Below are 22,096 nucleotides of genomic sequence, written 5' to 3' on the forward strand. Positions count from 1 at the left end.
GCAGAAGGATGCGGTATCCACTGCAAATTGTCGGAACGCTGTCGATTGTTTTTTACTCTGGTCGCTGAGTCTTGCCGTGCCCTTGCGTGCTCCGATACGTCGCCAAGTGACGCTATCGCCAAAAGCTAAGGTTAAAGTGCTTGTCGTGCGGATTTGCGTTTAACCCTTTCTGCACTATGGTTTTTTACATCTGCTCTGGTAATCAGGACTCAAGGACGTAACCGATGCAATCCGAACTGATATTGATGGCACATCCAGCCTTTGGTGTGCTTGCGATTCTCGCCGCGGTCTGGGTCTTCGCTGAGGCCATCACCAATAACGCAACCAGTCGCGGCCGGCTGAGAATGATGAGCCTGGCCTGTGCCGGCCTGGTCTGGCTAAGCTATCTGGTCGGTGGCTACTGGTATGTGGTCTATTACGCTGCCGACAAAGCCTTGATCAAGGCCGGTCCCTGGCCATTCGCTCATGGCTTCGTCATGGAAGTGAAAGAGCACATCTTCTTCAGCATGCTGCTGTTGTCGAGTTATCTGCCGATCGCCGTTTTCAGCCTCACCGCCGGCAAGCAGGCACTTAAGCCGGTGGTGCTTTGGGTTTCGGCGTGGATCGTGGTATTGGGCTTGACCATGGAAGGCGCGGGCGCCTTTATCAGTATGGGCGCCAAGGTGGCCTTGCTTGCCACTCAATCAACAGGAGATACGCCATGAGCGATACCGGAATCGGCAACTACAATCGCGCTTTCGCATTGTCATTCGCCATTACCAGCCTGCTGAGCGCGCTGCTGGTAGTTCTCAAGGAGCAGAATGAGGACACGGTGCTCGCCTGGATGAAGGCGGCGACAGGCCATCACTGGATTACCCACGGTGTTCTGGTTGTGGTTGTATTCATCCTGCTCGGGTGGTTATTGGCGCAGACGAAGCTCGGGTCCCGGCTGACCGGCAACGGGCTAAGCGCGGTCATCTCGGGCAGTGTTGTCCTTAGTGGTGTCGTTATAGCGGGCTACTTCATCTAACAGCGCGCTCCCCAGTCACCGATTGAATGGGAGGATCGGGATGGAGCATAGCGCCGACAACAATCACAACCGCCTCTGCGCGATTCGAATCGGTATCGACACCTACCAGGAATCGGTGGTGTACATGCGCGATGACTGCCATATCTGCCGGGCCGAAGGCTTCGGCGTGCAGACACGGGTTGAAGTCCAGGCTGGCGAAAGCAGCATTATCGCCAGACTCAATGTCGTTGAATCCGATGCCGGAGTGCTACCGCCAGGACATATTGGATTATCGAAGATCGCTTGGGAGAGGCTGGCACTGACCGACGGGAGCGAAGTTGTTGTCGGCCACCCCGCATGGGTCAACTCCCTGAGCTACGTCCGGCGCAAAGTCTTCGACCGCCCTCTAACATCAAACCAGTTCCATGCCATCGTTCGGGACATACTTAAAGGGCGTTACACGGATATTCATATCGCCGGCTTTCTCACCGCCTGCTCCAACCGCCTCGATATCGATGAGATTGCCCATCTGACGCACGCGATGGTGGATGTCGGTAGCCGACTATCATGGCCTGGGACCGACGTGGTGGTCGACAAGCACTGTATCGGCGGCTTGCCCGGCAACAGAACGACTCCAATCGTAGTGTCCATAGTGGCGGCGGCCGGACTTACCATGCCGAAGACATCTTCTCGCTCCATCACATCACCTGCAGGCACTGCCGATACCATGGAGGTGATTACCCCGGTTGACCTCGACCTCGAAAGGATCCGGCGAGTCGTCCGGGAGCAGGGCGGTTGTTTGGCCTGGGGTGGAAACGTGAGACTCAGCCCCGTCGACGATATTCTGATCCGGGTCGAAAAAGCGATGGATCTGGACAGCCAGGGCCAACTGGTTGCTTCGGTACTATCCAAAAAAATTGCAGCTGGCTCGACTCATGTATTGATCGATATCCCGGTTGGCCCGACTGCCAAGGTGCGCTCGAAAACGGCTGCCAAGGCACTAAAGCGGGTATTTGAGCAGGTGGGAGCACGGTTGGGTTTGGTTGTGCAGCCGGTTATTACGGATGGTATCCAGCCAATCGGCAGGGGGATTGGCCCCGCGTTCGAAGCAGAGGACGTTCTCGCGGTGCTGAGTAATCAGGATGGTGCGCCGGATGACTTACGAAGGCGAGCTCTGTTTCTGGCCGGGAAGATCCTGGAGATGGCAAAGAGCGAGGCTCAGGGGAGAGGTGAAGACAGGGCAGTGCACCTGCTAAACAGCGGGGCTGCATGGGACAAGTTCAAATCGATCTGTATCGCACAGGGAGGTTTCAGAGAGCGTCCACCGGTACCGGCGTACCGGTATTCGGTACTGGCTGACAGGAACGGGATGGTAAAGGCGATCGATAACCGCAAGCTGGCCCGTCTCGCCAAACTGGCCGGAGCACCAAATGCGCCCGCTGCCGGCGTGCGTCTCTTGGTCAAAGTGGATGATAGCGTCAGCCATGGCGACTGCTTGTTTGAACTCTGTGCCGAAACTTCGGGTGAACTCAAATATGCGCAAACATACCTTGAACAGACAACCGGTATGATTCAGTTTCGGCCTTCCTGACGCCTCAAATGCCGATAATGCTATTTATCGGCATTCGATCTTAACTCATTGTTTTTGCTAAACTATTCTTTATTTAGGCCTGTGAGTTAAATGCTGAATCTACCACCTGCGATGCCTTTGTTCGATTGCATCGAACACCTTGAGGACGGTAATCCAACCGTTAACCAATACCTCGCCAATATCACCCTGAATCGAGTATCTGATGCGGTATTGATCTACGAGCTAGCAGTTGACTGGCTGTTGGAGCAGCGATTTAGCGAAAACAACTACAAGACCTATCGCAGCGAGCTGACCACCTTTCTGTATTGGGCCTTCGAGGAGGAGCAGATCGCCGTATCCGATATAACCAGGCGAATCCTGACACGATATATCGACTATTGCTGCCGGCCGCCGGCAGATCTCGTTTAAGTGAGCGGACACACGAGACCCTTAAAACGGCTGATCAAGACTCATCAAGAGTAGTGCTGCGCTCAGGTTAGTAGGTTCTTGCATACGCCTTAGCGCCCTCAAACGCTCTATTTAAGAATTCGCATAATGTATATTATGTTAAATTAGATATTTGAGCAGACGTTCGTTACACCCTATTTTTTAGATTCCCAAATTGACCTGAGATCATCTCGAGCACCGCCCGCTTCGACATCGTGCGGAGAGCTTCGGAGATTTGAATTTTGTGGGCTGAGTATCGTTCTTCGCAACGAATGCGATAAGAATGTCACTCAATGCCGGTTACTTTTTGCCTTCTGTCCACAATTCTGCGAACTGACAGTCCTGATGCAACACTTGGCTGGTATAACGCCCGTACTTCTGCCGTGCTTCGATACAGGCCGATGGCTCCAGCGGGCAAGCGTAGTCGGGGCGAATCTGCACGATCCGCTCCACAACTTTTTCCCTTATTTCGGGTGTTCGGTAACTATTACAATTGTTCGCCTCGTCCCAGGCTCCATCTATGAAATCACTGATATCAAAGCCTCCCCGGTAGCGCCAGTGATACACCAGCGCGCCCGCCCGCACAGAATCGATGACACTGAATTCGCAACTGACATAGGGCCTCAGGAAAAGGTTATCGAAAAAACCGCCAATTGGATCCCGATTGTGTAGCAGGACTCGGTTCCAAAAGCGCCATCCATTGAAATTGGCTGCGAGATCCGCGTAGGAGAAGATCCCTGTGGTGAGATATCCGTAACGTCCCTGCTCCTGTTTCCAGCCCAGGTTTAGGGCCTGGTTCAGCGTACCCTCCTCCGACGAGGTCAGTTCAAAGTACTGCCAGCCCTGAGCGAAAAAATGGCCAAACTTATCAAGGCCTACATAACGACCCTTTACTCTGACGAGCTCGCTCAGTTTTTTGAAATTAACGGAGAAGGCGTCGAGATACCCAAGGTCGCGGTAGATGGACCGCTCCAGAGGTACTGCATGACTTCGGCCTGCCAGGGCTTGTCGTAGCTGCAGATCAAGGTTAAAGCCTTTCAGTCCCAACGACGCGGTGTGGGACTGAAAGAGCGCCTTTCTAAGCTCGTCATACAACCGTGTCTCATCGCAGTACGGTTTGCCGTTCAATCTGGCCAGCAAACTGGCATCTCTGTCATTGGCATTGGCAACACCCTGCGCCAGCCTATCATTGATAAGCGCATTCAAAGAGCTGGTAACGTCGACTGACGCTACCTCCCGTCCCGTATAGCTATCTACTTCCGCTGCGTTAACCGATACGCCGTACAGGCAGGTAACCAGACAGCTCATCAAACGGTACATCAACAATGTCCCCGCCGAAGATAATTAGGTACGAGTAATAGTGACCATCTCGAATATGGACCTCATCAGCCGCCCATGTCACCCATCCCGGCCATGCCAGGTGCTGGTTCTGCATGCGGAATATCGGCAATCATCGCTTCGGTGGTGATCATCAGTCCGGCGATAGAGGCCGCATTCTGCAGCGCCACGCGCACCACTTTGGCCGGATCGAGAATGCCCATGGCGATCATGTCGCCATACTCGCCGCTCTGGGCGTTATAGCCGTAGTTGCCGCTCTGCTCGGCAACCCGGCTCAACACCACCGAGGCATCGAGCCCGGAGTTGCTGACGATCTCGCGCAGCGGTTGCTCCATCGCCCGCAGCACGATGTTGATGCCCACCTGCTGATCGGCGTTTTCGCCTTTCAGCCCCTGCTGTTTCAACACCTGTATTACGCGCACCAGCGCGACACCCCCGCCGGGCACCACACCCTCCTCCACCGCTGCCCGGGTCGCATGCATCGCATCCTCGACCCGGTCCTTCTTCTCTTTCATCGCGGTTTCGGTGGCGGCGCCCACCTTCAACACGGCGACGCCGCCGGACAGCTTGGCGAGGCGCTCCTCGAGTTTTTCTCGGTCGTAGTCGGAGCTGGTTTTCTTCAGTTCGGTGCGGATCTGCTGGATCCGCTCCTGTATCGCCTGCGAGGTGCCGCCGCCACCGACGAAGGTGGTGGTGTCACGGGTGACGATGATGCGCTGCGCCCGGCCCAGATCATCCAGCCCCGCCTTGTCCAGGCTCAACCCCGTCTCCTCGGAGATTACCCGTCCTCCGGTCAGGATAGCGATATCCTGCAACAGTGCTTTTCGCCTGTCGCCGAACCCCGGCGACTTGATGGCGCAGCAGCGGATGATGCCGCGCACGGCATTGACCACCAGCGTTGCCAACGCCTCGCCCTCCACCTCCTCGGCCAGGATCAGGATCGGATTGCCCGCCTTGGCCACCTGCTCCAGCAGCGGCAGCAGCTCGCGGATATTGCTGAGTTTGCGGTCGTACAGCAGCACCAGCGCATCCTCCAGTTCGGCACTGAGCTGCTCCGGCTTGTTGATGAAATAGGGTGAGAGGAAGCCTCTGTCGATCTGCATCCCCTCCACCACCGACAGTTCGTTGACCATCCCCGAGGCCTCCTCGACGGTGATAACCCCTTCACGTCCCACCTTCTCCATAGCCAGGGCGATCAGGTCGCCGATCTCGCTATCGCCGTTGGCGGAAACGGTGCCAACCTGGGCAATTGCGCGACTGTCGCTGCAGGGTTTGGCCAGCGTATTCAGCGCCTCAACCGCGCGTTCAACCGTGCAATCTATGCCTCGCTTGATATCCATAGGATTCAGGCCAGCCGCGACCGATTTCAGCCCCTCGTCTAAGATTGCCTGCGCCAGCACGGTAGCGGTAGTGGTACCATCCCCGGCAATATCGGAGGTCCTGGCTGCCACCTCGCGCACCAGTTGCGCCCCCATATCCTCGAACCTATCGGGCAGTTCGATGGTGCGCGCCACCGACACCCCGTCCTTGGTCACCGTCGGCGGGCCATAGGGCTGACGCAGCGCCACGTTGCGCCCGCGTGGCCCCAGCGTGGCCTTCACCGCCCGCGCCAGAATGCCGGCTCCGTGCGCCATACGTTGGCGCGCCTCATCTCCGAATCGCAGTTCTTTGGCTGCCATGATTTTCTACCTCATGATTGTTAGCCTTTGATACAGACCAGTGGTTCCAGTCGTGCCACCTTGCGCACCAACCCGGCGGCCGCCGCAGCATCGACCACCGCATCCACATTCTTTAGGCCCCCGGGGCCTCTTCCGCGACGCCGCGGGCCGAGGGGCTGCGCACCACGATGCCGCGCGCGTAGAGGCGTTCGATCACCTCATGACCATTCCAGCGTTTGCTCGCCTGACGTCGGCTCTGGGCGCGGCCGGCGCCATGGCAGGCGGATGAGAACGCCAGCGCGTCCGAGCCCTCGATACCCGCCAGCACATGAGATGCCGTTCCCATGGAGCCGCCGATCAGCACCGGCTGGCCGAGTGCACGTAACGGTTCGGGCAGATCAGGATGGCCGGGGCCGAACGCATGAGTGGCGCCCTTGCGATGCACGAACAGTCGCCGCTTGAGGCCGTCGATATCGCGAGCCTCGCCCCAGCCCTGCTCTACCGCCCATGGCGCGCCGCCGGAGAGCATCGCATTCATGCCACGATTGTCGAGATGGACCCGGCCATGGCTGCCGACGCCGACCGGGACACGGTGGAACAGGCGCTCGGCCAAGCGGATCTTCAGCGGTTGGATGGTGGGCGTTTTCAGCCCGGTGCGCAGGCAGCGCACCTCGCAGGATATATCGAAGCCGACGCCGCCGGCGGAAACCACACCGCCCTCATCGGCGTCGAATGCCGCCACGCCTCCGATGGCAAACCCATAGCCCCAGTGTGCATCCGGCATGGCATAGGAGGCTTTGACGATTCCGGGCAGGCAGGCCACATTGGTTACCTGCTCGCGTACCTTTTCATCCATCTCGCCGATAAGTGCCTCGCTGGCGTAGATGATGCCCGGTACGCGCATCTTGCCAAAGCGTTCGATGCGCCATTCATAATCCGATACCCGGGTGAAACTGGCCGGATCCATACCCCATCCCACCTACCTTTTCATAGACTCGCTAAACGTCGACAACGCACGCGCTCGGGGTCTGTAATCACCGCGGTCAGCGCCATCGCCGTCTGCTCGAACGCTCGCTCGATGCTGGAACCCTCGCCGCGCACACCGATATCCGCGCCATGATGAAACAACGACCACACGCTGAGACTCTCCCAAAATTTTCATTCCCGCACTAAGTTTAGGCAATTTCCGCTGCCACGCAGCAAGGCGATCCTGAGTGCCTATACTCTGGTTTATTGGCGGCTATTTAAGGCGGGAGAAGGCGGTCATGGCGGTTATCGGTATCGACCTCGGTACATCCAACTCGGCGGCGGCCGTGCTGCGTGGTGGTCGCCCGGTTATCATTCCCAGCGCCGAGGGGATCAGCCTCGGCGGCAAGGCGTTCCCGAGCTACGTCGCGGTCACGTCCGACGGCGAGACATTGATTGGTGAGTCGGCCCGGCGTCAGGCGACGCTCAATCCCGAGGGTACCGCCACCGCGTTCAAGCGTCGTATGGGGCAGCGTGAGACGATCCAATTACGCAATCAGCGCTTCACGCCGGAGCAGCTGTCCGCCTTCCTGCTGCAGAAGATCAAGCGCGATTCCGAGGCGTTTCTCGGCGAGACAGTGCATCGTGCCGTGGTCACCGTCCCCGCCTATTTCGATGACAACCAGCGCAGTGCCACCAAGGATGCCTGTCGTATCGCCGGTCTGGAGGTGATACGCCTGGTCAATGAGCCCACCGCAGCCTCGTTGGCCTACGGGCTGGATCGCGTCAGAGAGGAGCTGCGCATCGCCGTCATCGACTTCGGCGGCGGCACCCTGGATGTGACCATCATGGAGTTCGGCAACGGCGTGTTCGAGGTGCGCGCCACCAGCGGCGATACGCAACTGGGCGGCACCGATATGGACCAGCGGCTGGTGGAGTACCTGGCAGAGCGCTTCCGTAACGCCAAGGGTATCGACGTGCATCAGGACAGCATCGCCATGGCGCGCCTGCGCGAGGCCGCTGAGATCGCCAAGATCGAACTCTCCAGCAGTACCACAACGCAGATCCACCTGCCCTACCTCACCGCCGCAAATGGCCAGCCGCAACACCTGGAGATAGCGCTCACCCGCAGCGAACTGGAGCGCCAGGTGCGGGAGGTGATTGAGCGCTGCCGCCCGCCCATCGAGCAGGCGCTGCACGACGCCAAGCTTACGGCCCAGCAGATCGACCGTCTGGTCTTCGTCGGCGGCCCGACCCGGATGCCGGTGGTACGCCAGTTCTTCGAGGGGATCTTCAGCCGCAAGGCGGAATCGGGTGTCGATCCGATGGAGTGCGTGGCCTGCGGCGCGGCGATCCAAGCCGGTGTGCTCGGTGGCGAGATCAAGGATCTGGTGCTGGTCGATGTCACGCGATAACGCCAGTCTCGGTGAGTTCTCCCTCAACGGCCTGCCACCGGCGCCACGCGGCATCCCGAAGATCGACGTCACCTTCGATATCGATGCCAGCGGCATCCTCAATGTCACCGCGCTCGACCAGGCCACCAAGCGCTCCCGGTCGATCCGCATCAGCGGTTCCACCCGCCTTTCCGAATCCGACAAGCAACGTATGATCGACGAGGCCAAGCGCTTTGCCGAGGCCGATGCCAAACGGCGCGCCGATGCTGACCAACTGAACGCCGCCGACACCCTCTGCTACCAGGCGGAAAAGCTACTGGCCGTTGCCGGAGACAAGCTGGCCACCGATACGCGCGATAACGTTAAAGCGGCCCTACAGCAGACCCGCGAAGCGGTGGAGAAAAAGGACGCGCAACTGGCCGACGAGCGACGCGAAACGCTGCAGAAGCTGGTTTCCGACGCTGCGACTCAACTTTACCAGCAGGGTCAGCCCGGCCCGCAAAGACGTCCACACCCCACCCCTGACACCAGCGACGCCGGCGGCGATGCCAAGCCTACGGGCGCAGGCCCCGGCGGGCGGGTTGTCGATGCCGACTATAAGGAGAGCGAATAATCCATGGCCGGAGCGCAACAAGACTACTACGAAGTACTGGGCGTCCCCCGTGACGCCGACCTCAAGGCGATCAAGAGCGCCTTCCGCAAGCTGGCGATGAAGTACCACCCGGACCGCAACAAGGCGCCGGAAGCGGAGGAGAAGTTCAAGCAGATCGCCGAAGCCTACGCCATCCTCTCCGACCCGCAGAAGCGCAACGAATACGACGCCCACGGCTTCGCCGGTGTCGAGGGCTTCTCCGCCGAGGATCTGTTCTCAGGCATCGACCTGTCCGATATCTTCGGCGACTCCGGTTTCGATTTCGGCGGCCTGGGCGGGCTCGGCGGGTTGGGTGGCGGCCTGTTCGGCGACCTATTCCATCACCGAGGCCAGCATGCACGCCCCAGTCGCGGTCGTGACATCCAGGTACAACTGGCCGTACCTCTGGAAAAGATCAATTCCGGCAGCGAGGAGATCGTCCACTTCCAGCGCCCGATGCAGTGCCCCGGTTGCAAGGGCAGCGGCGCAGAACCGGGCACCGCACCGCGCAAGTGTGAAGCCTGCGGCGGCAGCGGGCGTCAGGTGCAGAGCCGCCAACAGAAGCAGGGCCAGGGCACGGTACAAGTGCAACAGATCACCACCTGCCCGGTGTGCCACGGCCGCGGCGAGTTCATCGACCACCCCTGCCACAGCTGCAAGGGCAGCGGCCGGATTCAGAAGGATGACAAGCTCAAGGTCACCATCCCGCCCGGTGCCGACGAAGGGATGGCCCTGCGAATCCGTGGCCACGGCCTGCCCAGCGACGAGGCCGGCGGCGAACCGGGCGACCTCTACGTCATCGTCCGCACCGCCGCCGACCCGCGCTTCGTGCGCCACGGCGCCGATCTCTGGCATACGGTGCAACTCGACATCCCCGACGCCGTACTCGGCACCACCCTGCGCATCGATACGTTGGAGGGCAAGGTGGATGTCAAAATACCGCCCGGCACCCAGGCCGACGAAGTGCTGCGCGTTAAGGGCAAGGGCCTGGTCAAGTTCGGCGGCTACGGCCGCGGCGATCTGAACCTGCGCCTGACGCTGCGCATACCGGAGAAGATCAGCGATGAGGAGAAGCGGTTGTATGAACAGCTGAGGGGGGTGCGTAAGGCTTAGTGCTGAGTTCTTTCTTTGTAATGAGAGCATGTCACTCAATGTCGACGAGATATCAGAGCCCTCCTAATTTAACTGGCCTGCCAGTTTCTTGGTAAGGTGAATTTGAATGCCTATCTATTTCTCGTCTTGAAGCCGTCTATTAGATGACGTGCTGTTGCGCGACCGCCCTATTGCGCGCCATGATGAATGCACCATAGGTTCAACACAGGGATAACGGCATGAGCAAGTCGATCAAGGTTGTGGTGAAGCGCAAGGGCGAGGATTCGGCGCAGGATCCGGTGTTAGTGGGCAAGATCGACGAGGCGCTGCATTTCGTCCGAGGGTTGCGCAAGAAGGGTGATAATTTGAAGGTGATGGTGGACAAGCTCAACGAGCATGGTCATTTGCGGCCCGATGGCGAGCCCTGGGATTACGATAGCCTGAACGCATTCATCCACGAACATGGGCTTTGACCGGCGCTGTCAGGCCTCGGGCCATCGGGTGGCGGCGGTTCAGATGTGTAACCGCAAATGGTCCTGGATATGATCGCGCAACTCCGGGAAGACGCCGATCTCATCCGCCCTCTCCCGCCAGCCCATTACAACGGCTTTGATCTCGTCGATCTGGGTGTTGGCTTTGTGTTCGGTCATACCGGGGATCAGGCTGGCCACCTTGAGCAGATCGCCTCGCAGAAATCCGTCACTTTTACCGTTGATCGTCATCTGGTGCCGGCCAACCCTGGGCGAGTCGGGCCGGTAGGAAAAGGCGATATCGTACGCCGGGGCCAGACGCCACTCCAGGTTGTCATCGACGATGAAGGTGGTGTTTTTGGTGTGGTCATCCTGGTTGCGGGCGATAACGTTGAATACCATGCGCTTGAAGATCTGGATCTGCTCTCTGGTGGTTAGATTCAGCTGTCGCGCCACCATCAGCAGCTCTTCATAGCTGTAATGGGCCGGTTTCTTGAAATCGGCATGGACCATCCCGCACAGCGTTAGCGTGTGGTATTTCTGATTCTCTTCGCGATCGAAGCGCTTGGTCATGAAGTGCGCCCGGCCATTCTCCTGAAGCAGCTCGCAGGGCATCATCTCGATGCCGCATTCGGTCGCCATCCTGTAATAGGTGTACTCCATCAGTCCGTAGCCTTTGGGGTCACCGAAGGTTTGCTTGTCCTTGTGATGTTCGGATATGCCGTCGAACTTGAGCAGGTAGTGTTCAAAGCCCTCGGGTGCCGCGACCTGCCCTGACAGAATACGAGTGCGATCCCTGTTGACTGCGATAATCGCCTTGGGCCGTGCGCCCCCTGCCGAGGTGCCCACCAGCAGGAGTTGCTGCATGGCATTTTGATCCTCTGAGCGGATCTCTACCTCTTCCCTGTCGTTCAGGACTTTCTGAGCCAGCTCGATCAGCTCAACCAAGTGCAGATCGCCCTCGGGATTGTTGAACGGGTTGATCTCGTTCTGGTACTCCAGCGCCCCCATGCCGCGGGTGCCGGTATAGAGCAGCCGATCGATGGCGCTGAAGTTGGCTTTGTCCTGACCGGCGCGGGCAAGCCAGGCGTCGATCAGCGCGTTGCCGAAGTCATCCGGAAGCGAGTCCGAAAAGGCCGCGGGCAGCCCTTTGAAGGTCTCGAACGGAATCGCCGGGAAATGAAAGACCTCCGCTGTTAGCGGCATATGCAAAGGGGAGATGGAAAAACCTTCGGCGATCCACTCGTGGTCATACTCGAAGCTGGCAAAGGCGGAAGCGTCGGTATACGCCAGTGTCCCGACCGGGATGCCGTCGAACTCGACCCGGCATGCTTTGGCGACCATCAGCGATCCTCCATGTCGTGCTGCGATTTCAGCTTCTTGCGCTGCGCCAGTCTGTCGCTCACCGATCCAGCCTTGGTCTTGGGCGTTATGCTCGCCTGCCCAGACGCTGTGGCGGGGTTGGCTTGTGCGCTGGCGCCAACAGAGGTATTAGGTTTGCTGCGCGACTGCTTCTTGGGCTTGAGTATATCGGTGGGTCTGACGCTTTGTTCCGGCACCAGCAGGTTCAGATTGTCGATCAGGCCAAGCTGGCGTATCGCAGATAGAAATACACTCATGGTGCAGCGCCCCTCGCGCAGCGTCCGATAGGTTTTGACGTTTACGGCCAGATACTCTTCGGCAAACTGTTTTTGGCTGATCTTCCGGGCTTTGCGGCGCGCCTCCAGGCGCTGGAATAGCGCTTCCGAGACAGCGGCATCCGACATGGCGGCTGTAATTTGTGTCATATGAGTAATTTCCTACCCAAAAAGTCACGAAATATGAAATACAGGGTAGTATGTTACCTAATTTATAGCAAGAGCAGGTTTTGTTTATAGGCAGAATATTACCCTATTAAGTTAATAATAAAATAAAAAGGGTAATATAATGCCTATTAAAATTCGGATTTGGCGTTAAACTACGTCAGCCCATCGTGTGGCCTTTCCGATGCGGCTTTCAGCCGGTCTCGAATGCGCCAGTCGCTCTTCTCTTAAAGTCTTGAGTGCGTTCGCCAACAGATGTCTGCTGTATTATCGTCGTAGCCTCTGGATACAAGATGTATTACGCGAACGGTTGGTTAGCTGGAAGGAAATTTCGAAATGAAGGTCGCTGTCCGGTCGCTTTGTGAGTTTGCCGCCCGCACCGGCAGCCTGGAATACAAGCACACGCCCTCGCCCACGGCCGATGAGGGGATCCGCGGACACAAGACGCTTCAGGCGCGGCGTGGCGAGGGCTATCAACCCGAATACCTGCTCGAGGGCGAGTGTCAGGGAATTTTGCTGCGAGGTCGTGCCGATGGCTATCAGCATGGCGATTCCGAACCGCTGTTGGAGGAGATCAAAACCCATCGCGGGGACCTCTCCCGAGTCGGCGTCGGCCAGCGTGAGCTGCATTGGGCGCAGCTTAAGGTCTACGGTGCACTACTGTGCCTGCGTGATAACCTTCCCCGGGTCAGGCTCAGGCTGATCTATTACGACCTGACGCGCGATCAGGAGAGTCCGTTCGAGGAGATTCTGGGTCGTGAGACACTGCACGATTTTCTGGAGACCCTCTGCACCCGCTATCGCGACTGGCATGAGCAGGAGCAGCAGCACCGTCGGCGCCGTGATCAATCGCTGATGGCGCTGGTCTTTCCCTATCCGGCATTCCGGCCCCACCAGCGACAGCTAAGCGAAACGGTGTACAAAAGCGTCTGCACCTCTCGCTCGCTACTGCTGGAAGCGCCTACCGGTATCGGCAAGACCCTGGGAGTCGTCTTTCCCGCCTTGGCGGCAATGCCTCGGCGTGAGATAGACCGGCTATTCCTGCTCACGGCGCGCACCACCGGGCGACAATTGATCCTGGACAGCCTGAAACTTCTGTCGCCCGAGGCGGAATCTCCCCAGCCCTTGCGCATTCTTGAGCTTACCGCCCGCGACAAGGCCTGCGAGCACCCCGACAAAGCCTGTCACGGTGAGTCCTGTCCGCTGGCCGAGGGTTTCTTTGACCGTCTGCCCGCGGCGCGTCAGGCCGCTGCCGATGCGCTCTGGCTCGATCGAGAACAACTCCGAGCTCTGGCCGCGGAGCATAGGATATGCCCCTACTATCTGGCACAGGAGATGGCGCGCTGGTCGGACTTGGTGGTCGGTGACGTCAATCACTATTTCGATCAGCAGGCATTGCTGTACGGTCTGACCCGGCAGAACGAATGGCAGGTCGTCCCGCTGATCGACGAAGCACATAACCTGATCGACCGTGCCCGCTCCATGTATTCGACACAGCTCAACCAAGCGGCTATACAGCAGGCGGGACGCGATGCTCCCGAGAGTCTAAAAAAGGCGTTTCGTTCGATGCAGAGGGCATGGCGTAAGCTGATCGACGTGCATTTTGACGCCGAGGCGCTATCCGCCGAGGAGTCCGTGCAGCGTCAGTTGTCCAGTGTGCCCACGGAGTTGAATGGTAGCTTGCAGCGGCTGGTGGCCGATCTCACCGACTATATGACCGAGTACCCGGTGGTGCTCGAGCTACAGGCCGTGCTGTTCGACATCATCGGATTCATGAAGCTGGCGGAGCAGTTCGGTGACCATTCGCTGTGTACGCTGAGCGTTACGCCAAGCAGGGGGCGTGGTGAAAGACGGAGCCCCAGCGCCACCCTGGCACTGCGAAATCTGATACCCGCGGATTTCCTGGCGAATCGCTTTTCTCAGGCCAGGGCCTCGGTCTTGTTCTCCGCCACGCTCAGTCCCGGCCGTTATTATCAGGATCTGCTGGGGTTGCCCGACCAGACCTATTGGCAATCGGTGTCCAGTCCGTTTTCGCCATCACAGCTGGATCTGAGGACGCTCCCTGTCAGTACCCGCTTCAGGGACCGAACTGGTTCGATCACCCCGATCACGCGGAGCATCGAGCAGCAGTATCGCGCCGAGCCGGGAAACTACCTGATCTACCTGAGCAGCTTCGCCTACCTGGACCAACTCTATAGCCGTTTTAGCCAACAGAACCCCGATATCCCCACGGCCCTGCAGACTCCCGGCATGAGCGAACAGGAGCGGCTGGCATTTATTGAGCGTTTTCGTCGAGACCGGGGCGTGGTGGGTTTTGCGGTGCTGGGCGGCGCTTTCTCGGAAGGGATCGATCTGCCCGGCGATGCGCTGGTCGGCGTATTTATCGCGACCCTGGGACTGCCGCCCAACGACGAGTTTCATGAGGAGTTAGCCCAGCGACTGCAGTGCCGTTTCGGCGATGGCTATGCGTATACCTATCTCTATCCCGGTCTGCGCAAGGTCATACAGGCAGCCGGACGGTTAATCCGGACATCTGAGGATCGGGGCGTGATCCGCTTGATCGATGATCGCTTCGGCAAACCCGAGATACGACGCCTGTTACCCAGTTGGTGGTCTGAGCCCTGACCGGATCTTCGCCTGCAACGCGGAACAAATTGATAACCTGTTGTGTAAAAAAGGTTTTTGCCATTAGACTTTTATAAAAAGCGAGAAAGGTGAAGGACTGGCTCAATGGCAAAAGTACGCGTAACCCGTAGTCTGAGCATTCCGGACCCGCTTGTCGTCAGCCGCTGCCGCAAGATTCCGGAGCTCGGGCCGCGCGTGCTCTTCTTCAGTGGCGGCTCGGCGCTTACCGGTCTGTCCCGAACCCTGAAGAACTACACCCACAACTCCATCCACCTGGTTACGCCATTTGATTCAGGCGGCAGCTCCGCCAAGCTGCGCGCCGCTTTCGCCATGCCGGCAATAGGCGATCTGCGCAGCCGTTTGATGGCATTGGCGGATGAGACCGTGCTTGGTCATCCGGAGATATCCGGGCTGTTCACCTATCGCCTGCCGATAGATCAACCGCGCGACAGACTGCTTGACCGACTGCAACAGATGGTCGCGGGCAAGGATCCACTGGTCGCGGCGATACTGAACCCAATGCGGCGTTTGATCTGCAATAACCTTGGCTATTTTCTCGACGCGATGCCGGAGGATTTTGATCTGTCCGGCGCCAGTATCGGCAACCTGATTCTGGCTGGAGGTTATATCAATAATCACCGGGATCTGGAGCCGATTCTTTTTCTGTTCTCCAAACTGGTGAATGTACAGGGGACGGTACGTGCAATCGTCGATGACGATCTTCACCTTAGGGCCGTGTTGGAGGATGACAGCCTAGTTGTGGGGCAGCACCGACTCACAGGTAAGGAGATGCCACGGCTAGCCGCGCCCATTCGGACTCTCGGCCTGTGCAACTCGGCAACCGACCCGACGGAAGCAACAGTCCAAGTGCGCGGACGCAATCGCGATTTGATCGAGGAGGCGGATCTGATCTGCTACCCGCAGGGCAGCTTCTACTCAAGTTTGATCGCCAACCTGCTGCCGGATGGAGTCGGGCGCTCCATATCCCGCAACGACTGCCCCAAGGTCTTTATCCCCAACCAGGGTTCGGATCCGGAACAGCTGGGTATGACGCTGGCAGATAGCATCACCACCTTGGTCGACTACCTGAAGCGTGACGATGTAGAAAACCTGCAGGTAAGCGACCTGCTCAATTTTATTATCGTCGACAGCGCGTCAGGACAGTATCCTGGCGGCATCCCTTATCCGCTGCTGGACTCTCTGGGCATTCAGGTGATCGATCTTGACCTGATCCACAGTTCAGCCGACGGCTACTACGACAATGAACGCCTGGTGGCCGCCCTGCTCTCCCTCAGTCGTTGACCGGCGCGTTACTGCAGACGGGCCGCACTCCCGGCAAAGGCCGAAAACGGCTCGGCGATATCCCATTTCAGGATTTCGCAGCCGGTGTGGATCAAATGAAGGATCTGATGCAGTTCTGCGTAGGTCAGCACACTCACCGCAGCGACCGTCTCCGGGTTGTCATGCGTATACAGTCGCAAACGGTAGCGCCCGCCTTTGAAGCTGAAATCCACACGGTGCAGCAGCTTCGCTTCCGTTCCCCTGCCAGTGGGGACCGGATGGTTGCTGGCGTCCAGCACAGCTTTGGCCTGCTCATGTTCGAACTGCGCAGTTGCATCCTTGAACTCCGACGGACTCTCGCTGACACGGCGAGAGGTCTTCTGCACCAGCTCGTTGCCGCCATCGAGCAGCAGTTTTGCCAAACGGCGTGTTAGCCAGAAGTCGATGCGCTGCTGTCCATTATCCAGGTTGCCTACCAGGCGGATACGATCCTCCACCTGATCAAACTGAAACGTAAATGCGCCAATGTTTACCATGCTTACAGTATAGGTCCTTGCATTAGATGGGCTGTGAGCGAACCTCGCTCCCCCTACTCCTGTTCAGCTGATGCTGAGTTGCGATCCAGCTCCAGTTGGGCGCGCTCGACCAGCTCTGGCGGTAGCTCCTTCTGTACGGCGACGCCGAGATCTTTGAACTCCGCCGCCTGCTTGATCAGGTTGCCGCGACCGTCGGCCAGCTGGCCCAGCGCTTTATCGTAGCTACCGCGCGCCAGATCAAGCTTCTTGCCCACATCGAGCATGCTGGTGAGAAAGGCGTTGAGCTTGCGATAGAACTTGTCTGCCCGGTCCGCCAGCTCAGCGGTATGCTTGCTCTGGTCCTCGAAGCGCCAAAGCTGGCGCACAATGTTCAAGCTGGTCAGCAGTGTCGTGGGGGTCGCCACCAGCACATGCCGCTCAATGGCGCGCTGGTACAGGGTGTCGTCATACTTCAGTGCTTCCACATAAGCGGATTCGATCGGGATGAACATGATCACGATCTCCGGCGAGTTGAGCCCCGGCAGGCGGTAGTAGTCGCGATCGGCCAGTTCGTTGATGCGGTCCCGCACCGCTTGGGTATGTTCAGCAAGCGCGGCAATGCGCTCGTTGTCATCCTCGGCGTTGACGTAGCGGGTGTAGGCCATCAGCGAGGTTTTCGCATCGATGATCAGGTGCTTGTTCTGCGGCAGGTAGATAACCGCATCGGGGCGCTGGCGCCCCTCCTCGGTATTGATACTGACCTCACGCTGGTAATCCTCGCCCGCTCTCAGGCCCGACTTTTCCAGCACGTTTTCCAGCATCAACTCACCCCAGTTGCCCTGCATCTTTTTCTGCCCTTGCAGAGCGGTGGTGAGCTTGTGCGCCTGATCAGTGATATCGCGATTGAGCTTCTGCAGGTTCTCCAGTTCGGTCTTAAGCTGGATCCGCTGCGCGGTCTCCTGCTCATGTATGCGTTCAACTTTCTCCTTAAACCCCTTCATTTCATTATGGATTGGGTTCAGAAGATTGCTCAGGCTGGTCTGGTTCAGCTCGGTAAACGCCTTGCCCTTGCGCTCAAGAATCTCGCTGGCTAGCACCTCGAACTCTTTCTTAAGCAGCTCGCGACTCTGCTCAAGTTGCTTAAGCTGGGCCTCAAAATGCTCCTGCTTCTGCGCCAAGGTCGTGCGCAGTTCCGTATGCGCCGACTCCAGCTCCGCATGCTCGGTGCGCAGGGTATCGACCAGCTGCTCTGCATACTGTAGGCGCTGCTGCCGTTCGATCAGGCGCTCATTGAGCTGATCGCGCCGTTCGACAGCTGCCGCCAGCTCCGACCTGCTCTGCTGCAGCTCACTCCCCAGCTGTTCGAGCCGCTCACGCTGCTGGGCGTACTGACTGCGCACCTCGACACCCTGCTCCTCGATATGCTCAAGACGGGTCTCTAGCCGCTCCTTTTCGATGCGCAGGCCGGAAAGCTCTTCTCGGCCGCGTTCATAACTGGCGCGCAGGATCTCCAGCTCCTGCTGAAGTCGCGCTGCTTCGGTGGTGGCGGCATCGGCGCGGGCAGATTCCGTATGCACGAGGCGCTGACCGCGCAGGCTAGCCAGCACCCAGGCCAGCAGGAAGGTCACCGGCACAGCGATAGCCAGCAGGAGAATAGAGTCACTCGACATCAATCAGCATCCTTGGTTTGCCACAACAAGGCGCAAATCATAGTGCAGTTAAACCTGGAGCGACACCCGGGCTCCATATGGCTGGCTGATAGATATCGCTGTCATGCGCCGATTTTTGAGCTGGATTGCCGGCAAGCAGCCTGGGCCTGGAAAGTAGCGAACCACCATAGGTGGCAAGCTTTGGGTTAGATATACATGATACGTAATATGTATTAACAGTATGGCTGGCTGGTTTAAATGTACCCGTCTGCTCCGCTTTGGAGCATTCGGGTACGGCTTTGAGTGCTACAGGGCGTGGCATTTATCCATTTTTATTATTATTTATAACTTTAAAGTAGTGTAATAAGTAATTGAATAAATTGTTAATGATGAAAGCAGATGATTTGATATGACTAATTGGTCAAGTATTTGCTCTATCCAACACAACTCTATCGATGCCGCCGATGTGCTGCCGGACCCAGTGGACCAATTCAAACGGCCTACTAAAGTTGATTGATATGACGGCAGGTAATAACCCGGTGCTGCAATGACTTCGACCGCAAGGAAATATAGAGACATGTCGGCTGACTCTACAGACTCAGAGCTGCTTTACCCTCTCGATGCCAGACCGGGCCCCGTCGAGGCCACATTCGCGGCACTTCAGCATGTGCTTGCCAGCTTCGTCGGCATTATCACACCGACGCTGATCATCGGCGGTGTACTTGGGCTCGGTTCCGAGGTGCCCTATCTGATCAGCATGTCGCTGGTGGTATCCGGCGTCGGCACCTTTATCCAGGCGCGCAGACCCTTCGGGGTCGGGGCTGGCTTGATCTGCGTGCAGGGCACCAGCTTCGCATTTCTAAGCTCGGTACTGGCGGCGGGCTTTATTGCCAAGGCCAAAGGCGGAGGCCCGGAAGAGATGCTGTCGCTAATCTTTGGGGTCTGTTTCCTCGGTGCGTTCATCGAGGTGCTCCTCAGCCAGTTCATCCATAAGCTCCAGCATGTGATCACCCCGCTGGTGACCGGTATCGTCATCACCATTATCGGTATCAGCCTGATCAAGGTCGGCATGACCGATCTGGCTGGCGGCGTCGGCGCTGATGATTTCGGCAGCGGGACCAATTTGGCGCTTGGACTTGGCGTGCTACTGACAATCATCGTGCTCAATCGCGCCAACAATCCCTGGCTGCGGCTATCTTCGATCATTATCGGGCTTAGTGTCGGGTTCATGGTTGCCATCATGCTGGGCAAGGTCAGCTTCGGTAATATCAGCGCACCGCTAATCAGTATTCCGACCCCCTTCAAGTATGGATTCGACTTTGATTGGGCCGCCTTCCTGCCGATCGCGTTGATCTACCTGATCACCGCAATAGAGTCCACCGGCGATCTCACCGCCAACTCCATCGTCTCCAGGCAGCCGGTGAAAGGACCGGTTTATCTGGCACGTATTCGCGGCGGGGTGCTCGGTGACGGGCTGAACTCGGCGCTTGCGGCGATCTTCAATACCTTCCCCAATACCACCTTCAGCCAGAACAACGGCGTGATTCAACTAACCGGCGTTGCCAGCCGCTACGTGGGTTACTACATCGGCGCGATGCTGGCGCTGTTGGGTCTGTTCCCGATTATCGGCGCCGTCCTGCAGTTGATACCCAAGCCGGTGTTGGGTGGCGCAACGCTTGTGATGTTCGGCACCGTAGCCGCTGCAGGGATAAAGATTCTGGCCACGGAGCAGCTTGACCGGCGAAAAATGCTGATCATGGCGGTCTCCTTCGGACTCGGTCTTGGCGTTATCCTGGCGCCAGAGCCACTGTCGAAAATGCCGACGCTGGTGCAGAACATCTTTGGCTCCGCCATTACCAGCGGCGGTCTTGCCGCGATACTGCTGACGCTCTTTTTACCTGAACCGCGCACGGCGCTACCGCCGGAGGCAGGAGAACAACAGAGCTAAGAGGCATAAGCTCATAACCAAAATGGCCATGTGAGAGTGGTCATTTTGCGTATAATGCCCCACTGTCCGTGGGAGAACACACCTCAGAATGTGCTCCTATACTGTGTGCAAAATGGGCTTTGCGGAGCGAGTACTAGATGCTGTTTAAAATCGATGCCGAAACAACCAGCCGGCCGGCGGGGCGCATTCGTCAGAAGAACGAATCGATCATCCTCAGAGCCGCCGAGATCGAGTTCGCCGCTGCAGGATTCAAGGGCGCGAGCATGAACGATATCGCACAGCGCGCAGGACTCCCCAAGGCCAATATTCACTACTACTTCAAGAACAAGCTTGGCCTGTACATGGCGGTGATCAGCGACATCATCGCACTCTGGGATAGCACGCTGAATGTGATCACCCCCGATGACGATCCCTATGAAGTGTTGACCCACTATATCGCCAGCAAGATACGCTTCTCCGCGGAAAACCCGCTGGCCTCGCGGATTTTCGCCACCGAACTGGTCAACGGGGCGCCGAATATGAAGGAGTACTTCCACGAGGACTACAACCTCTGGTTCAAGGGCCGAATTGAGGTATTTCGTGCCTGGGCTGAGCAGGGCAAGATCGATCCGGAAGTCAGTCCTGAGCACCTGATATTCCTGCTCTGGTCTTCCACCCAGCACTACGCCGATTTCGCGGTGCAGATAAAGGCTGCACTGGGCAAGGAGGAGCTGGACGATCAGGTGTACCAGGAAGCCATCGACACCCTCACCCATATTATCCTCAAGGGATGCGGTATCGCCAAATGAGCCTGAAGATCTATCTGGCCGGGCCCGATGTGTTTCGACGCGATGCCAGGGAGCTTGGTCAGGCCAAGGCGGCGATCTGCGCCGAGTACGGCTACGAAGGACTGTTTCCGCTGGATGCCAAAGTCGACCTCTCCGGCCTGAGTCCGTTTCAGTCCGGTATGGCGATCTACAGCGCCGATATTGAACTGATGAACCGCTGCGACCTGATCCTGGCCAATATGACCCCGTTTCGGGGACCCGGCCTGGATGGCGGTACCGCGTTCGAGATCGGCTATATGCGCGCGCAGGGCAAGCCGGTCTGGGGTTATACGCTGGATATTCGTGACTACGGTGATCGCGTCGACCAGATCATGCCGGGATGGGATAGCGAAGATCAGCAGGTGGAGGCGTTCGCCATGGCCGATAACCTGATGCTGGTCGGTGCCATCGAAGCGAGTGGCGGCGAGCTGTTACGCCAGAGTGGCGATCCTCGTGCCATGGCAGACCACCTGCGCGCATTCCGGGCTCTGATCGAGCGTATCGCGAGCCGCTGATCGTTATCGCTGTTGGCGCTGCCGCGCGATCCACTCGCCCAGTTTGGCCCGCTCCTCCTCCGTCATACCGGTCTTGTTCGGAAACGGCATGTCGTGAGTCAGCACCGCCCGCGCCTCGATAGGGTCGAGCAGGCGTCTGATCTGATCCTCGCTGTCGAAGGTAACGCCGGAGGGCGCCAGGGTAAACGCCTCATCGCTTGGGGTCGCACTGTGACAGGTGGCGCAGCGTTGCTGTACCAGTGCTACCGCTTCAGGATCAGCCAGCCGTACTGATGACCGTAGGTGATCGGGTAGTGGTTGCTGAGCATGATGAACAGCACCGGCAGCGTCAGCAGCAGTGCACCGGTGATCCAGGTCGAGTAAGCCTCCCACTTGAACCAGTGCAGGTGTTTGGGCATCGA

21 protein-coding genes and 1 pseudogene are annotated in these 22,096 nt (G+C 58.3%); 13 read left to right on the forward strand and 9 right to left on the reverse strand.

Annotation, left to right across the window (positions count from 1 at the left end; all coding sequences use genetic code 11):
• The first annotated feature begins 224 nt into the window (after window positions 1–224).
• The 4 genes from KQ940_RS08495 (at window position 225) to KQ940_RS08510 (ending at window position 2,987) form a co-directional block, all read left to right on the forward strand.
• Window positions 225–704: a hypothetical protein gene (locus tag KQ940_RS08495; protein WP_217413023.1), complete on the forward strand. Its 480-nt coding sequence runs from the start codon at window positions 225–227 to the stop codon at window positions 702–704.
• The gene (locus KQ940_RS08500) at window positions 701–1,009 is read left to right on the forward strand and encodes a hypothetical protein (RefSeq protein WP_217413025.1); all 309 of its coding nucleotides are present in this window, start codon (window positions 701–703) and stop codon (window positions 1,007–1,009) included. The genes KQ940_RS08495 and KQ940_RS08500 overlap by 4 nt, the downstream gene beginning before the upstream one ends.
• A gap of 40 nt (window positions 1,010–1,049) precedes the next feature.
• Window positions 1,050–2,579, forward strand: coding sequence for a thymidine phosphorylase family protein (locus KQ940_RS08505; protein ID WP_217413026.1), 1,530 nt, complete (start codon window positions 1,050–1,052; stop codon window positions 2,577–2,579).
• A 111-nt stretch (window positions 2,580–2,690) separates the two neighbouring features.
• Window positions 2,691–2,987, forward strand: coding sequence for a hypothetical protein (locus tag KQ940_RS08510; protein WP_217413027.1), 297 nt, complete (start codon window positions 2,691–2,693; stop codon window positions 2,985–2,987).
• Between the two features lie 318 nt (window positions 2,988–3,305).
• On the opposite strand, the gene KQ940_RS08515 is transcribed toward KQ940_RS08510, so the two are convergent.
• The 4 genes and pseudogenes from KQ940_RS08515 to KQ940_RS08530 all read right to left on the reverse strand — a co-directional run bounded on the left by KQ940_RS08515 (window position 3,306) and on the right by KQ940_RS08530 (window position 7,138).
• Entirely contained in the window at window positions 3,306–4,325 is a 1,020-nt protein-coding gene (locus KQ940_RS08515; protein WP_217413028.1) for a hypothetical protein, read from the reverse strand.
• Between the two features lie 65 nt (window positions 4,326–4,390).
• Window positions 4,391–6,022: a chaperonin GroEL gene (groL, locus tag KQ940_RS08520; RefSeq protein WP_217413029.1), complete on the reverse strand. Its 1,632-nt coding sequence runs from the start codon at window positions 6,020–6,022 to the stop codon at window positions 4,391–4,393.
• Window positions 6,023–6,042: 20 nt separating this feature from the next.
• Window positions 6,043–6,968: pseudogene (locus KQ940_RS08525) on the reverse strand (RtcB family protein).
• Between the two features lie 20 nt (window positions 6,969–6,988).
• Window positions 6,989–7,138 carry an archease gene (locus KQ940_RS08530; RefSeq protein ID WP_217413030.1) on the reverse strand — a complete coding sequence of 50 codons (150 nt, stop codon included), beginning with the start codon at window positions 7,136–7,138 and terminating at the stop codon, window positions 6,989–6,991.
• Window positions 7,139–7,215: 77 nt separating this feature from the next.
• Here KQ940_RS08530 and KQ940_RS08535 point away from each other — a divergent pair, with 77 nt between their 5' ends.
• From KQ940_RS08535 to KQ940_RS08550, 4 genes are all read left to right on the forward strand, one after another.
• Window positions 7,216–8,382, forward strand: coding sequence for an Hsp70 family protein (locus tag KQ940_RS08535; protein ID WP_217413032.1), 1,167 nt, complete (start codon window positions 7,216–7,218; stop codon window positions 8,380–8,382).
• Window positions 8,369–8,974, forward strand: a complete 606-nt coding sequence (locus KQ940_RS08540; protein WP_217413034.1) for an Hsp70 family protein — start codon at window positions 8,369–8,371, stop codon at window positions 8,972–8,974. Before KQ940_RS08535 ends, KQ940_RS08540 begins: the two co-directional genes overlap by 14 nt.
• Before the next feature lie 3 nt (window positions 8,975–8,977).
• Complete coding sequence (locus tag KQ940_RS08545; protein ID WP_217413035.1) at window positions 8,978–10,105, forward strand: DnaJ C-terminal domain-containing protein; 1,128 nt, start codon at window positions 8,978–8,980, stop codon at window positions 10,103–10,105.
• Between the two features lie 218 nt (window positions 10,106–10,323).
• Entirely contained in the window at window positions 10,324–10,557 is a 234-nt protein-coding gene (locus KQ940_RS08550) for a hypothetical protein (protein WP_217413036.1), read from the forward strand.
• Between the two features lie 39 nt (window positions 10,558–10,596).
• On the opposite strand, the gene KQ940_RS08555 is transcribed toward KQ940_RS08550, so the two are convergent.
• Both KQ940_RS08555 and KQ940_RS08560 read right to left on the reverse strand, forming a co-directional pair.
• Window positions 10,597–11,898 carry a type II toxin-antitoxin system HipA family toxin gene (locus KQ940_RS08555; RefSeq protein WP_217413037.1) on the reverse strand — a complete coding sequence of 434 codons (1,302 nt, stop codon included), beginning with the start codon at window positions 11,896–11,898 and terminating at the stop codon, window positions 10,597–10,599.
• Window positions 11,898–12,341, reverse strand: coding sequence for a hypothetical protein (locus tag KQ940_RS08560; protein ID WP_217413039.1), 444 nt, complete (start codon window positions 12,339–12,341; stop codon window positions 11,898–11,900). Before KQ940_RS08560 ends, KQ940_RS08555 begins: the two co-directional genes overlap by 1 nt.
• A 351-nt stretch (window positions 12,342–12,692) precedes the next feature.
• Between KQ940_RS08560 and KQ940_RS08565 the strand changes: the two genes are divergently transcribed.
• Entirely contained in the window at window positions 12,693–14,981 is a 2,289-nt protein-coding gene (locus KQ940_RS08565; protein ID WP_217413040.1) for an ATP-dependent DNA helicase, read from the forward strand.
• A gap of 105 nt (window positions 14,982–15,086) precedes the next feature.
• Window positions 15,087–16,283 carry a GAK system CofD-like protein gene (locus tag KQ940_RS08570; RefSeq protein ID WP_217413041.1) on the forward strand — a complete coding sequence of 399 codons (1,197 nt, stop codon included), beginning with the start codon at window positions 15,087–15,089 and terminating at the stop codon, window positions 16,281–16,283.
• Window positions 16,284–16,291: 8 nt separating this feature from the next.
• Here the strand turns inward: KQ940_RS08570 and KQ940_RS08575 are convergent, their stop codons facing one another.
• Both KQ940_RS08575 and KQ940_RS08580 read right to left on the reverse strand, forming a co-directional pair.
• Window positions 16,292–16,798 (reverse strand): hypothetical protein, encoded by a 507-nt coding sequence (locus KQ940_RS08575; protein WP_217413042.1) that lies wholly within the window; start codon window positions 16,796–16,798, stop codon window positions 16,292–16,294.
• A gap of 53 nt (window positions 16,799–16,851) precedes the next feature.
• Window positions 16,852–18,447: a DNA recombination protein RmuC gene (locus tag KQ940_RS08580; RefSeq protein WP_217413044.1), complete on the reverse strand. Its 1,596-nt coding sequence runs from the start codon at window positions 18,445–18,447 to the stop codon at window positions 16,852–16,854.
• 556 nt (window positions 18,448–19,003) lie between these two features.
• On the opposite strand from KQ940_RS08580, the gene KQ940_RS08585 reads away from it, so the two are divergent.
• From KQ940_RS08585 to KQ940_RS08595, 3 genes are all read left to right on the forward strand, one after another.
• Window positions 19,004–20,374, forward strand: coding sequence for a nucleobase:cation symporter-2 family protein (locus KQ940_RS08585; RefSeq protein ID WP_217413045.1), 1,371 nt, complete (start codon window positions 19,004–19,006; stop codon window positions 20,372–20,374).
• 137 nt (window positions 20,375–20,511) lie between these two features.
• Window positions 20,512–21,162 carry a TetR/AcrR family transcriptional regulator gene (locus KQ940_RS08590; RefSeq protein ID WP_217413046.1) on the forward strand — a complete coding sequence of 217 codons (651 nt, stop codon included), beginning with the start codon at window positions 20,512–20,514 and terminating at the stop codon, window positions 21,160–21,162.
• Window positions 21,159–21,695, forward strand: coding sequence for a nucleoside 2-deoxyribosyltransferase (locus KQ940_RS08595; protein ID WP_217413047.1), 537 nt, complete (start codon window positions 21,159–21,161; stop codon window positions 21,693–21,695). The genes KQ940_RS08590 and KQ940_RS08595 overlap by 4 nt, the downstream gene beginning before the upstream one ends.
• A gap of 242 nt (window positions 21,696–21,937) precedes the next feature.
• Here KQ940_RS08595 and KQ940_RS08600 read toward each other — a convergent pair whose 3' ends face one another.
• A complete protein-coding gene (locus tag KQ940_RS08600; RefSeq protein ID WP_217413049.1) occupies window positions 21,938–22,093 on the reverse strand; it encodes a urate hydroxylase PuuD in 156 nt (51 codons plus the stop codon).
• Window positions 22,094–22,096: the final 3 nt, after the last annotated feature.

It is taken from the genome of Marinobacterium ramblicola (assembly GCF_019084545.1).
In the GTDB taxonomy this organism is placed as follows: domain Bacteria; phylum Pseudomonadota; class Gammaproteobacteria; order Pseudomonadales; family Balneatricaceae; genus Marinobacterium_D; species Marinobacterium_D ramblicola.